Origin of the sequence: Vibrio zhugei (assembly GCF_003716875.1) — a bacterium.
Lineage (GTDB): Bacteria > Pseudomonadota > Gammaproteobacteria > Enterobacterales > Vibrionaceae > Vibrio > Vibrio zhugei.
Map to the genome: position 1 here is coordinate 1 of NZ_CP033078.1, position 13,631 is coordinate 13,631.

Consider the following 13,631-nt stretch of genomic DNA (forward strand, 5'->3'; position numbering starts at 1 on the left):
GTGTCGTCTTCGCTTTGGTTGCAATGTCTGCAACAGCTTCAAGAAGAGCTATCAGCAACAGAATTCAGTATGTGGGTTCGTCCGCTTCAAGCGGAGCTTAATGACAATACTCTCACTTTGTTTGCGCCGAACCGCTTTGTGCTCGATTGGGTACGCGATAAGTATCTTCATCATATTAATCGTCTGCTGCAAGAGCATTGCGGGCACGATATCCCGAACTTGCGTTTTGAAGTCGGGAGTCGTCCGATTGAGGCGCCCAAACCTGCGCCTACTCGCTCACCTGCGGATGTAGCGGCCGAGTCTTCGGCTCCCGCCCAGCTCGCTCGTCGTCAACCTGTTCATAAAACGTGGGAAGATGATGAAGAAGCGATGGAAAGTATTCGCCATCGTTCGAATGTCAATCCGAAGCATAAGTTTAACAACTTTGTTGAAGGTAAATCGAACCAATTGGGCTTAGCTGCAGCTCGGCAAGTGTCGGACAATCCAGGCAGCGCATACAACCCCTTGTTTTTATACGGTGGCACCGGGTTAGGTAAAACTCACTTATTGCATGCCGTCGGGAATGCGATTGTGGATAATAATCCCAATGCAAAAGTGGTGTACATGCATTCTGAGCGTTTCGTTCAGGATATGGTTAAAGCGCTACAGAATAACGCCATTGAACAATTCAAACGTTATTATCGCAGTGTCGATGCCTTGCTGATTGATGATATCCAATTTTTTGCCAACAAAGAGCGCTCTCAAGAAGAGTTTTTTCATACCTTCAATGCCTTATTAGAAGGTAACCAACAAATTATCTTAACGTCTGACCGTTATCCGAAAGAGATTAATGGGGTTGAAGATCGCCTTAAATCGCGCTTTGGTTGGGGGTTGACGGTGGCGATCGAGCCGCCTGAATTAGAAACGCGCGTGGCGATCTTGATGAAGAAAGCCGAAGCGCATCAAATTCACTTAGCCGATGAAGTAGCTTTTTTCATTGCGAAACGACTGCGTTCGAATGTTCGTGAGTTAGAAGGGGCACTCAATCGCGTGATTGCGAATGCGAACTTTACCGGACGGCCGATTACCATCGATTTCGTGCGTGAAGCATTACGTGATTTACTGGCTTTGCAAGAGAAGCTCGTCACCATTGATAATATTCAAAAGACCGTCGCGGAATACTATAAAATTAAGGTCGCCGATTTGTTATCGAAACGACGTTCTCGTTCCGTGGCACGTCCTCGTCAGTTAGCCATGGCATTAGCCAAGGAACTGACCAATCATAGCTTGCCAGAGATTGGTGATGCCTTTGGTGGTCGCGACCACACCACGGTGTTGCACGCTTGCCGTAAGATTGAACAATTACGAGAAGAGAGCCATGATATCAAAGAAGATTATTCTAACTTGATCCGAACGCTTTCTTCTTAGGATCGCGCTATTATTTGCGTAGATATATTCCATCGTTTAAGAGTTAACTATGAAATTTACCATTGAACGTAGCCACTTAATTAAGTCTCTACAACAAGTGTCAGGCTCATTAGGAGGCCGGGCAACGTTACCTATATTGAGTAATCTATTACTGAAAGTAGAAGATAACCAATTGTTGATGACCGCGACCGATCTCGAAGTGGAATTGGTGAGTCGTGTAACGCTTGAAGGTGAATTCGAAGCGGGTGCGGTGACGGTTCCAGCTCGCAAGTTTCTCGATATTTGTCGTGGTTTGCCCGATTCTGCGATCATTACGGTGCGTTTAGAGAGTGAGCGAGTCCATTTGCAATCGGGACGTAGCCGTTTCTCATTAGCCACCTTGCCAGCAGAAGATTTTCCCAATATTGAAGATTGGCAAAGCGATGTTGAATTGGTTGTCAATCAAGGCGACTTGCGTGGTTTGATTGAAAAAACACAGTTTTCCATGGCCACACAGGATGTCCGTTATTACCTTAATGGTATGCTGTTTGAAGTGGACGACAAGGTGTTACGTTCCGTCGCCACCGATGGTCACCGCATGGCGGTGTCAACGATGCCGCTGGAGGCTGACATTGCCGCGACGCAATTAATTGTGCCGCGCAAAGGGATTTTGGAATTGGTTAAACTCTTGGATGCGCCAGAGCAGCCCGTCACCTTGCAAATTGGACACGCGAACATTCGTGCAGAAGTGAATAATTTTATCTTCACATCTAAGCTTGTTGATGGCCGTTTCCCTGATTATCGCCGAGTATTGCCACAAAACACCAACAAGGTCTTGCAAGCAGGCTGTGATGAGTTACGTCAGTCTTTTTCCCGCGCTGCAATTCTATCGAATGAGAAGTTTCGTGGCGTTCGAGTCAATATGACTGGAACTGAAATGCGGATTACGGCGAACAACCCAGAACAAGAAGAAGCGGAAGAAATTCTCGATGTGACCTTTGAAGGTGACGATATTGAGATTGGCTTTAATGTCAGTTATGTCTTGGATGTGCTCAATACCCTGCGCTGTCAGAATGTTCGCATATCGATGTCGGATGCCAACGCCAGTACGTTAATTGAAAATGTCGATGACAGCAGCGCAATGTATGTTGTTATGCCGATTCGCCTTTAATATGTTTAGCGCGGTTGTCGAGTAATGCCTCTCACTCGTCTTGTTGTCCAGCAGTTTCGAAATATTAAAGCCTGTGATATCGAATTATCGGCAGGCTTTAACTTTCTTATTGGCCCGAATGGGAGTGGCAAAACCAGCCTCCTTGAAGCCATTTATTTATTAGGTCACGGCCGATCATTTAAGAGTAATTTGACCGGTCGAGTCATCCAAAATAATACGCATGAACTGTTTGTTCATGGCCGTTTTTTGAACTCGGATCAATTTGAGTTACCCATTGGCATTAATAAGCAGCGTGATGGCTCAACAGAGGTTAAAATAGGCGGTCAATCTGGACAAAAAATTGCGCAATTAGCGAATGTTTTACCGCTACAGTTAATTCATCCCGAAGGGTTTGATTTATTAACGGACGGCCCGAAACAACGACGTGCGTTCATAGATTGGGGGGTCTTTCATTCGGAACCTGCATTTTATGATGCTTGGGGGCGATTCAAGCGCCTGAACAAGCAGCGTAACGCACTGTTAAAAACCGCCACTCATTATCGCGAGTTAAGTTATTGGGATGAAGAGTTGGCACGTTTAGCTGACAATATTGACGTGTGGCGCCGTCAATATGTAGAACAGATTTCATCGGTCGCACAAACCTTGTGTCAGGTGTTTCTTCCCGAGTTTGATATTGATTTAAAATATTATCGAGGTTGGGACAAGGACACACCGTATCGTGAACTTCTTGAAAAGAGTTTTGAGCGCGATCAATTGTTGGGTTACACATTTAGTGGACCTAATAAAGCCGATTTAAAAATTAAAGTCGGTGGGACGCCTGTTGAAGATGTCCTATCTCGAGGTCAGTTGAAGTTGATGGTCTGTGCGTTAAGGGTAGCGCAGGGACAACACCTAACCGAACTGACGGGAAAGCAATGCATTTATCTAATTGATGACTTTGCTTCCGAATTAGATAGCCAACGTCGTGAGCGTCTTGCGGACTGCTTTAAATCGACGGGGGCTCAAGTATTTGTAAGCTCTATTACGCAAAACCAAGTTGCCGACATGATTGAATCAAATAGCAAGATGTTTCATGTGGAACATGGCACAATAGAGCAAGGATAAAATAGTGAGAGAGTAACTCATGTCGAATAATTACGATTCATCGAGTATTAAGGTACTGAAGGGTCTGGATGCGGTACGTAAGCGTCCAGGGATGTACATCGGCGACACCGATGATGGCACCGGTCTGCACCACATGGTTTTTGAGGTGGTGGATAACTCAATAGATGAAGCGTTAGCGGGTTACTGTAAAGATATCGTCGTAACTATCCATGAAGATAACTCTGTGTCTGTCAGCGATGACGGTCGTGGTATCCCAACTGAGATGCACGAAGAAGAACAGATGTCTGCGGCTGAAGTAATCATGACTGTACTGCACGCAGGTGGTAAGTTTGATGATAACTCTTATAAAGTCTCTGGTGGTTTGCACGGTGTCGGTGTTTCCGTGGTTAACGCTTTATCGGAAAAAGTAACGCTAACCATTCATCGCAATGGAAAAATTAATAGCCAAACCTATCATCACGGTATTCCTGACAAACCATTAGAAGTTGTTGGTGATACGGAACGTTCCGGTACAACGATTCGTTTTTGGCCAAGTGCTGAAACGTTCACCAATATTGAATTCCAATATGAAATTTTGGCGAAACGCCTACGTGAACTCTCATTTTTGAACTCTGGTGTTTCCATCCACTTGCGTGATGAACGTGAAAAAGACAAACAAAACCACTACAAATATGAAGGTGGTATTCGTGCGTTTGTGACTCACTTAAACCGCAATAAAACGCCGATTCATGCCAAAGTTTTCCACTTTGATATGGAACGCGACGATGGCATCGTCGTGGAAGTCGCCATGCAATGGAATGACTCTTTCCAAGAAAGCATTTTCTGTTTTACTAACAACATTCCTCAGCGCGATGGTGGTACCCACCTAGCGGGTTTCCGCTCAGCTTTAACTCGAACTCTGAATTCTTATATGGATAAAGAGGGGTACAGTAAAAAAGCGAAAACTGCGACGTCCGGCGATGATGCGCGTGAAGGTTTGACAGCGGTAATTTCGGTAAAAGTGCCAGATCCTAAGTTCTCCAGCCAAACCAAAGATAAATTGGTGTCTTCTGAAGTGAAGTCTGCCGTTGAATCGGCAATGGGTGAAAAACTGTCTGAGTACCTGGCAGAACATCCCACTGAATCCAAAGTGATTTGTTCTAAAATCATCGATGCCGCTCGTGCGCGTGATGCCGCTCGTAAAGCTCGCGAAATGACACGTCGTAAAGGCGCATTAGATTTGGCTGGCCTACCAGGTAAACTGGCCGACTGTCAGGAAAAAGATCCTACCCGCTCTGAATTATACATTGTGGAAGGGGACTCGGCTGGTGGTTCTGCCAAGCAAGGCCGAGATCGTCGTAACCAAGCTATCTTACCGTTGAAAGGTAAGATCTTGAACGTTGAAAAAGCCCGTTTTGATAAAATGCTGTCTTCACAAGAAGTGGCAACGCTGATCACCGCGCTAGGCTGTGGTATCGGTCGCGATGAGTACAACCCAGATAAGCTGCGTTACCATAACATCATCATTATGACCGATGCGGACGTCGATGGTGCGCACATTCGTACGCTACTGTTGACGTTCTTCTATCGTCAAATGCCAGAGTTGATCGAGCGAGGCTACATTTATATTGCTCAACCACCGCTTTATAAAGTGAAAAAAGGCAAGCAAGAGCAGTACATCAAAGATGAAGATGCGATGACGCAATACCAAATCTCGTTAGCGTTGGATGGCGCGTCTTTACATGTGAATGCCGATGCGCCTGCGATGGCGGGTGCGCCATTAGAGAAACTCGTTCAAGAATATAATGAAGTGGTGAAACTGACTCAACGTATGAGCCGTCGTTACCCACATACTCTTGTGTATGAGTTTGCCTATGTGCCTCGTTTGACCGAAGAAATGCGTCAAACTGAAGCTGGAGTGGCGGCGTGGGCTGAACAATTAACCACTCAGCTCAATGGCAAAGCGATTGGTATTAGCCAATATCACTTTGAAGTTGAACATGATGAAGCGAACCAATGCTACGTGCCACGAATTAAAGTTCGTACCAACGGTGTGCTTCATGAATATCTGCTGAGTGTCGATCTATTAAATTCACGTGAATACTCGAAAATCGCCGATCTGTCTGAAGAGCTAGATAACTTGCTTGAAGAAGGGGCGTATGTAAAACGTGGCGAGCGGACATTAAGCGTCAATAGCTTCGCTGAAGCGATTGATTGGTTGATGAAAGAATCCCGCCGTGGTTTAGCGATTTCTCGATATAAAGGTCTTGGGGAAATGAACCCAGAGCAACTTTGGGAAACCACCATGGACCCTGAAACTCGTCGTATGATGCAGGTGACCATTGAAGATGCTGTGGGTGCGGATGAACTGTTTACCACACTTATGGGTGATCAAGTTGAACCGCGTCGTGCATTCATCGAGAACAATGCCTTGAAAGTGGCCAACCTTGACGTCTAACGTTGCATTGTTGCGGTAAGCTCGATTTAAGCCACTCTTCGGAGTGGCTTTTTATTGGGCGCTATGTTTATGGTATCCGCGGTTGGCTGCCTTCTTCTGACTCACCGTTTAAATGATTATATTGTATATCGACTTTACTGACTTTTTTATATAGAATAAAAAAACAGTAAAAATAAATATATATTCAATCGGAATAAACGTAATGAAAAAGTTGAGTTGGTTGTTTTTAGGGTTATCTTTATTTTCATCCGCGAGTATGGCAACTTCCCAAGATTCGATTCGCTTTGGTGTTGAGGCAAGCTTTGCGCCTTTCGAATATAAAAAACCCGATGGTTCGTTAACGGGGTTTGAGATCGATCTCGGTAATGCATTATGTAAAGAAATGCATAAAAAGTGCGTGTGGGTTCAGTCTAATTTTGATGGCCTTATCCCAAGCCTTAACGTCAATAAAATTGATGCGGTTTTCTCTGCATTAGGCGTCACGGACAAGCGTCGCAAACAAGTGACCTTTACCAATGCCGTATGGACTGGCTATTCTTCCATGCTCAGCCGTACTCAAGCGCATTTAAAACCTACCGCGGAGTCCTTACAGGGAAAAGTGGTCGGTGTTCAACAAGGCACCATGCAAGAGCATTACGTGCGTGAGCGCTTTGCAAAACATGGAGTTGAGGTACGAACTTACCAAGATCAAGACCAAGTTTATGCTGACTTAGTCAATGGACGTATTGATGCCTCATTCCAAGATATGATTCAAGCACAATTTACCTTTATCGAGGCAGGAAAGAATCGCGGGTTTTCTAACCAACAGGTGTCAGACGTATTGCTACCTGCCGATTCAGCGATTGCTGTGAAAAAAAGCAATACCAAACTTGCGGCGCAATTGAATCAGGCATTACAAGCCTTGCATGACAATGGCACCTATGACCGTATTCAGTCTCACTACTTTGGTGATTTGAAGCTTTATCATAAATAATTCAATCGATATAACCAAAGCAGATTGTTCGAAGAGCAGTCTGCTTTTTTATGTGTAGAGGTTAGCCATGCAACGTCAGCAAACTCCGTTATTATCACCGACACTCGGTACACAGCGTTACTTAGAGAGCTTTCATTTCGGCCTTGCTGGACAGGGAAAGAAAATCTACATCCAAGCGTCATTGCATGCCGATGAAATTCCAGGGATGTTAGTCAGTTGGAAACTGAAGCAACAGCTTACTCAACTAGAGCAAGCCGGCCGCTTGCAAGGAGAAGTGGTGTTAGTTCCTATCGCGAATCCTATTGGTCAAAACCAGCATTTAATGGATGTGCATTTGGGACGCTATCACTTAGAAACCGGGCAGAACTTTAACCGTCATTATTTTGATACGTTTGCCGAGGTGAAAGCGATCGTTGAGCCGCAATTGAATGAGGATCTTGCACACAATCAGAGCGTGATACGTGACGCAATGCGGCAGAGCCTTGCGACGTGGCAGCCAACCACTGAACTTGGCTCATTGCAAAAAAGCTTACAACAACTGAGTTGCGACGCGGATGTCATGTTGGATCTACATTGTGACTTTGAAGCGGCATTGCATTTATACAGCACCTATTATTCATGGCAAGGTATTGAGCCACTGGCGCGCTTATTAGGCTCTCAAGCCAATTTGTTAGCGAATGAAACGGGCGGAGCACCATTTGATTGCAGTGTTGATATGGTCTGGCAACGCTTGACGGAGTGTTTTGGTGATGTGGTTCCGCAAGGGTGTATTGCTGCGACCGTGGAATTAAGAGGTCAAGCGAATGTGACGCATCAAGAGAGCTCTGCCATTCTGCGCTACCTCGAATGGCTGGGTGTCATTGCCGCTGATGGACAAGCGTCCTGTTTGCCCGAAGGGACGGCACCAAGCAGTGATTTGGGCGCGGTAGAAATGGTATCGACGCCTTGTGCTGGCATATTAGTGCATCATGTCAGCCCGGGCGATTGGATTGAAGCGGGAGACGTTTTCGCGGAGGTGATTGATCCTCTCAGTGATCGCGTCGAAGCGATTCGAGCCGTGCAATCGGGTTATGTGTATTCGAGAAACGGACGGCGCATTGCCACCGCGGGGATGTTGATCGGGAATGTTGCCGGTAGTGCGGTGATTCGCTCTGGTTATTTGCTCGCTCCCTAAATCGGTAGCGGTGGTTTTTTAAGCAAAAAAGAAAAAATTCATTTTTTTCCCTTGAAAGTGGGTTGGCTGCCCTTATATATAGTTGTGAAGAGGATGCCGATAGGGCCTCTGGAAACGGATTCGATAGATTGCTCATGAGAGGGTTTATCGCCGTTATATACAACTCGTAAATGGCCTCATGTCTAACGAATGAGATGCCATCCCCAAGATAAAGTTGGGGCTATTGCTTAAGAAACAAGAGGATAGTTATTATGCGAACACTAGATTTTACTCCTTTATACCGTAATGCCATTGGTTTTGATCGTCTGTTGAACCTAATGGAGACAGGGACCGCGAAAAATACTCAGGGCGGTTACCCTCCATACAACATCGAACAGAAAGAAGAAAACCAATACCGTATCACCATGGCGGTTGCTGGGTTCTCTGAAGAGAATTTAGATATTACTCAGCAAGAAACCACATTGATTGTGCGTGGTGAACGTAACGTTGAGGAAGGCAAAAACTATGTCTACCAAGGCATCGCTGAACGCGATTTCGAGCGTAAATTCCAATTAGCGGATTACGTTAAAGTCACTGGCGCAGTGATGGAAAACGGCTTACTGCACATTGATTTGGAACGCGAAGTTCCTGAAGCGAATCAGCCGCGTAAAATTGCCATTAACGGTAAATCCTTACTAGAAAGTGAAGAGTAAGGTTCATCATTTAACATGATGTAAAGTAGTAAAAGAGCGCCAATTGGCGCTCTTATTATTTTATACGTGAGGTAAACCGTTCCCCTCTTGATAGGCTTGGTTGACCTCTTCGGCAATAATACGAATGCCTTCTTTCATCTGCACTTCATCTTGAACGTAATTCATGCGCAAACATTGATGGGCATGCGACCATTCTTCTTTTTGTCCAATAAAGAAATACTCACCTGGAACAATCAAGACACCACGCGCTTTAAGGCGTTGATATAACGCCATGGTCGTGATGGGCAGTTCATCAAACCACAGCCATAAGAAAATCGCCCCTTCCGGTTTATGGATCCGAAAACGCGGGTCGGGAATGGCTTGTTGTAACATTTCGACGGTTTGGAGTGATTTCTGATAATAGAACGGCTTAATGATGGTTTCGCTCAGATGCAGCAGGTCGTTCTTTTCAAGCATACGTAATGCGAAGGCGGGGCCCATGCTACCTGGTGCCAAATTGATGATCCCATTCATGTTCGTTAACGCTTGCGTGATTTCTTCACTCGCGATAGTAATCCCACAGCGTAATCCCGGTAAACCTAACTTTGATAGGCTCATACACAGAATGGTATTGTCGTTCCAAAACGGCTCGACGTCTTCAAAAATGATATTAGGAAACGGCAGTCCGTATGCATTATCAAGGATTAACGGAATATTGTTATCACGTGCGAGTTGGTCTAATTTGTGGATTTCCTCATCAGTCAGGACGTTACCCGTAGGATTGGTTGGACGGGAAGCACAGATCGCAGCCACTGAATCATCAATGTGTAATTGTTCAAAATCAACGTGATATTTAAACAGACCATTATCTAAGTATTCGATGTCTGGATGGTAAGAAACGAAAATATCGTCATCAATGCCAGCATCGCCGTAGCCAATGTATTCAGGTGCTAACGGTAAAAGAATTTTCTTATGGGAGCCATCCGGCTGGTGGCCCGCAAACAGGTTAAATAGTGAAAAAAAGCCACTCTGACTCCCGTTCGAGAGACTGATATTGTTGGCGGTAATATTCCATCCATAGCGTGCTTTTAAGACGGTGGCTAATTGTTCAATGAACGCATTCTTGCCTTGAGGACCGTCATAGTTAGTCATGCCTGCGATCAGACTGCCATCTTGGAGCATCTCTTCGCATGTGGTGTGAAAGTAGGACAGCATGTCAGGAATCGCGGCCGGATTTCCTCCACCCAGCATAATAGCACCGGGTGTTCTAAGCCCATCATTGAGGTCGCCCATTAGTTGGGTGATCCCTGAGTTGCGGTTAAATTTCTCGCCAAATGTTGAAAATGTCATTCTATAAATACCTGATTGTCGTATTTGCTTATTGTTATAGGATGGGAACGCACCATCGAGTTAGTATGAGTGACCATACCGGATTGAAATACTTGCGCAACGAAAAATTGTTGGTTCAAAAAAAAGACCCAACGTAGAACGTTAGGTCTTTCAATCACAACAATCAGCGCATTATGCGGATTTTTGTAGTAATGAAATATCGGCTATCTGCAAGAATAAGTTACGCAAAAGGCTCAACATAGTCAGACGGTTTTTCTGTAACGCTGGGTCATCAGCCATCACCATGACATTGTCGAAGAACGCATCAACAGGGGCGCGCAAAGCGGCCAATTGAGTCAATGCTTCTTGATAGTTACCGGTTGCAAACGCAGGCTCAAGAGCCTCACTCATTACCGATACGGCTTCAGCCAGTGCTTTCTCTTCCGTTTCTTGTAATAACGAGAGATCGATGTCGTCAGCCAATTCGCCATCAAATTTCGCTAAGATGTTACCCACCCGCTTGTTGGCTGCTGCCAAGGCTTCGGCTTCTTCCAGACCGCGGAAGTACGACACGGCTTTGACGCGCTGGTCGAAATCAGTCGGTTTGGTTGGCGTACGCGCTAACACCGCTTGGATGCTATCGACGCTAAAGCCTTCATCTTGATACCAAGCACGGAAACGACCGAGCATGAAATCGAGTACGTCTGATTCCACTTTATCGTTGGTCAGTTTGTCACCCAGCAGTGATTTTGCTTTGGAAATCAGATCCACTAAATCAAGATCATAGCCGTATTCGACAATGATACGGAGTACACCGAGTGAGGCACGACGTAGGGCAAAGGGATCGGAACCTTTTGGTGCTTGACCAATGCCAAAGATGCCTACGATCGTGTCGAGTTTATCGGCCATGGCCACGGCGGCAGATACACCGTCACTCGGTAGTTGGTCACCCGCATAACGAGGCATGTATTGCTCGTTTAGTGCGACAGCAACGACGTCGTCTTCGCCATCGTGACGAGCATAGTGCATACCCATGACACCTTGAGTATCGGTAAACTCAAATACCATCGAGGTCATTAGGTCGCATTTTGCCAGTAAGCCCGCTCGTTTTGCGAGATCAACATCGGCACCGAGCTTGTCGGCAATATAGCCCGCTAATTCAGTGATACGATCGGTTTTATCTTTGATTGTGCCCAGTTTTTTCTGGAAAATCGCTTTTTCCAACATAGGTAGACGATCAATCAGTTTTTCTTTACGATCGGTATTGAAGAAGAACTCCGCATCAGCCAGACGAGGGCGAACTACTTTTTCATTCCCTTCGATAACAAAACGCGGCTCTTTTGATTCAATGTTGGAGACAAAGATAAAGTTGGGCAGTAGCGTGTTGTCATCACTGTATACAGGGAAGTACTTTTGGTCGCCTTTCATGGTGTAGACCAAGGCTTCAGCAGGGACATCGAGGAACTTCTCATCAAAGGTCGCAGTTAAGACCACTGGCCATTCAACAAGTCCTGTGACTTCTTCGACTAAGTCGTCTTCCAGATCGGCACGCCCACCTAATTTGATGGCGGCGGCTTGCGCATCGGCAATAATCGTGGCTTTACGTGCATCATAGTCGGCAATGACTTTACCACGCTCTTCAAGGATTTGCGGATACTGCTGCGCTGAGTCGATGGTAAATTCAGACTCACCCATGAAGCGGTGTCCACGCAGGGTACGCGCAGATTTTACGCCAAGGATTTCACCTTCAATGAGCGTGTCATCACTCAGAATCGTCAGGGTTTTTACTGGGCGAATAAACTGAGTGTCTTCGTTACCCCAGCGCATCGGTTTGGCTATTGGTAAGTGAGCTAATGCACGCTCAATCAGGCCGACAATGATGTCTTGAGTCGGTTGACCTTTGACTTCTTGCTTGTGCAGAAGCCATTCGCCTTTATCCGTTTTGACGCGATCAGCTTGCTCAACGGTAATGCCGTTGCCGCGAGCCCAGCCTTGTGCGGCTTTGGTTGCGTTACCGTCTTCGTCGAACGCAACTTTGACCGCTGGCCCGCGTTTCTCAATCACTTTATCCGGTTGAGACGCGGCAAGTTCGGTAATTTTGAGAGCTAAGCGACGAGGTGTTGCATACCATTTAATGCCGTTTTGGCTGATATCTGCTTGCTGTAGCTCAGATTCCATGTTGCTTGCAAAGGCTTCAGCCAATGTGCGTAACTGGGTTGGTGGTAGCTCTTCGGTTCCGAGCTCGATTAAAAATTCTTGTGCCATAATTCCTTTCTGCCCCTTATGCCTGATTCGAGTTTTTACACATTGGGAAACCAAGCGCTTCACGAGATGCGTAATACGCTTCTGCGACGGCTTTGGTAAGGTCGCGAATACGTAGAATGTAGCGTTGACGTTCGGTGACAGAAATCGCTTTACGTGCATCTAACAAGTTAAACGCATGACCGGCTTTTAGGATGCGCTCGTAGGCTGGCAGTGGCAGTGGAGTGTCTAGCGCCACAAGCTGCTGACATTCTTTTTCACATTGATCGAAGAAGGTGAATAGAAAATCGACATCGGCATGTTCGAAGTTATACGTTGACTGTTCCACTTCATTTTGGTGGAAAATATCACCGTAAGTCACTTTGCCTAAAGGTCCGTCAGTCCAAACAAGATCATAAACCGAGTCCACGCCCTGAATATACATAGCAAGACGCTCAATACCGTAAGTGATTTCACCGGTCACAGGTTTACATTCAAGGCCGCCGACTTGTTGGAAGTAGGTGAACTGAGTCACTTCCATGCCGTTTAGCCAAACTTCCCAGCCCAGACCCCAAGCGCCTAAGGTTGGGTTTTCCCAGTTATCTTCGACGAAACGAATGTCGTGGACTTGTGGATCAACGCCTAATACCTGTAATGAGCCTAAGTACAACTCTTGAATGTTGTCTGGTGAAGGCTTAATTACAACTTGAAATTGGTAGTAGTGTTGAAGACGGTTAGGGTTTTCACCATAACGACCGTCAGTCGGACGACGAGAGGGTTGAACGTAAGCGGTTGCCATTGGCTCAGGACCAATCGCACGCAAGCATGTCATTGGGTGAGATGTACCTGCACCGACTTCCATATCTAACGGTTGTACAATGGTGCAGCCTTGTTGGGCCCAATAATCCTGCAGCGCGAGGATCATTCCCTGAAAGGTTTTGATATCGTATTTTTGCATAGTCAGGTTCGCGCGAATCTTATGTTTGAAATGAATAAAAATAGTCTTCAAGTATACCGAGATCTTGCACGACAAAGTAGGGGTAATCTTGTTTAATTCTTGGGCAATGAGCATAAGTGCGCGTCATGCTCGTGCATAAATACCGACATTACGCGTGAATGACGTATTTTCACCACTTTTCAACTTG

At 45.8% G+C, this 13,631-nt stretch carries 10 protein-coding genes; 7 read left to right on the top strand and 3 right to left on the bottom strand.

Annotated features, from left to right (window positions below):
- From dnaA to EAE30_RS05100, 7 genes are all read left to right on the top strand, one after another.
- A complete protein-coding gene (dnaA, locus tag EAE30_RS05070) occupies window positions 1–1,407 on the top strand; it encodes a chromosomal replication initiator protein DnaA (RefSeq protein ID WP_123015022.1) in 1,407 nt (468 codons plus the stop codon).
- 49 nt (window positions 1,408–1,456) lie between these two features.
- Window positions 1,457–2,557 (top strand): DNA polymerase III subunit beta, encoded by a 1,101-nt coding sequence (gene dnaN / locus EAE30_RS05075; protein ID WP_123015023.1) that lies wholly within the window; start codon window positions 1,457–1,459, stop codon window positions 2,555–2,557.
- A 24-nt stretch (window positions 2,558–2,581) separates the two neighbouring features.
- Window positions 2,582–3,661 (top strand): DNA replication/repair protein RecF, encoded by a 1,080-nt coding sequence (recF, locus tag EAE30_RS05080; RefSeq protein ID WP_123015024.1) that lies wholly within the window; start codon window positions 2,582–2,584, stop codon window positions 3,659–3,661.
- Between the two features lie 19 nt (window positions 3,662–3,680).
- Window positions 3,681–6,098 carry a DNA topoisomerase (ATP-hydrolyzing) subunit B gene (gene gyrB / locus EAE30_RS05085; RefSeq protein ID WP_123015025.1) on the top strand — a complete coding sequence of 806 codons (2,418 nt, stop codon included), beginning with the start codon at window positions 3,681–3,683 and terminating at the stop codon, window positions 6,096–6,098.
- A 202-nt stretch (window positions 6,099–6,300) separates the two neighbouring features.
- On the top strand, window positions 6,301–7,071 hold the full coding sequence (locus EAE30_RS05090) for a transporter substrate-binding domain-containing protein (protein WP_123015026.1): 771 nt from the start codon (window positions 6,301–6,303) through the stop codon (window positions 7,069–7,071).
- 67 nt (window positions 7,072–7,138) lie between these two features.
- Window positions 7,139–8,245: a succinylglutamate desuccinylase/aspartoacylase family protein gene (locus EAE30_RS05095; RefSeq protein WP_123015027.1), complete on the top strand. Its 1,107-nt coding sequence runs from the start codon at window positions 7,139–7,141 to the stop codon at window positions 8,243–8,245.
- Window positions 8,246–8,496: 251 nt separating this feature from the next.
- Window positions 8,497–8,937: an Hsp20 family protein gene (locus tag EAE30_RS05100; RefSeq protein ID WP_123015028.1), complete on the top strand. Its 441-nt coding sequence runs from the start codon at window positions 8,497–8,499 to the stop codon at window positions 8,935–8,937.
- Window positions 8,938–8,997: 60 nt separating this feature from the next.
- Here the strand turns inward: EAE30_RS05100 and EAE30_RS05105 are convergent, their stop codons facing one another.
- From EAE30_RS05105 to glyQ, 3 genes are all read right to left on the bottom strand, one after another.
- Window positions 8,998–10,266, bottom strand: coding sequence for a valine--pyruvate transaminase (locus tag EAE30_RS05105; protein WP_123015029.1), 1,269 nt, complete (start codon window positions 10,264–10,266; stop codon window positions 8,998–9,000).
- Between the two features lie 171 nt (window positions 10,267–10,437).
- Entirely contained in the window at window positions 10,438–12,510 is a 2,073-nt protein-coding gene (gene glyS, locus EAE30_RS05110; RefSeq protein WP_123015030.1) for a glycine--tRNA ligase subunit beta, read from the bottom strand.
- Window positions 12,511–12,526: 16 nt separating this feature from the next.
- Window positions 12,527–13,444 carry a glycine--tRNA ligase subunit alpha gene (gene glyQ / locus EAE30_RS05115; RefSeq protein WP_123017262.1) on the bottom strand — a complete coding sequence of 306 codons (918 nt, stop codon included), beginning with the start codon at window positions 13,442–13,444 and terminating at the stop codon, window positions 12,527–12,529.
- Between the last annotated feature and the right edge of the window lie 187 nt (window positions 13,445–13,631).

Excerpts from the sequence above, each read along its gene's own strand:
- EAE30_RS05090 (WP_123015026.1), top strand. The coding sequence starts at position 6,301 with ATGAAAAAGTTGAGTTGGTTGTTTTTAGGGTTATCTTTATTTTCATCC.
- glyQ (WP_123017262.1), bottom strand. The coding sequence starts at position 13,444 with ATGCAAAAATACGATATCAAAACCTTTCAGGGAATGATCCTCGCGCTG.
- EAE30_RS05105 (WP_123015029.1), bottom strand. The coding sequence starts at position 10,266 with ATGACATTTTCAACATTTGGCGAGAAATTTAACCGCAACTCAGGGATC.
- recF (WP_123015024.1), top strand. The coding sequence starts at position 2,582 with ATGCCTCTCACTCGTCTTGTTGTCCAGCAGTTTCGAAATATTAAAGCC.
- glyS (WP_123015030.1), bottom strand. The coding sequence starts at position 12,510 with ATGGCACAAGAATTTTTAATCGAGCTCGGAACCGAAGAGCTACCACCA.
- gyrB (WP_123015025.1), top strand. The coding sequence starts at position 3,681 with ATGTCGAATAATTACGATTCATCGAGTATTAAGGTACTGAAGGGTCTG.
- dnaN (WP_123015023.1), top strand. The coding sequence starts at position 1,457 with ATGAAATTTACCATTGAACGTAGCCACTTAATTAAGTCTCTACAACAA.
- EAE30_RS05100 (WP_123015028.1), top strand. The coding sequence starts at position 8,497 with ATGCGAACACTAGATTTTACTCCTTTATACCGTAATGCCATTGGTTTT.
- EAE30_RS05095 (WP_123015027.1), top strand. The coding sequence starts at position 7,139 with ATGCAACGTCAGCAAACTCCGTTATTATCACCGACACTCGGTACACAG.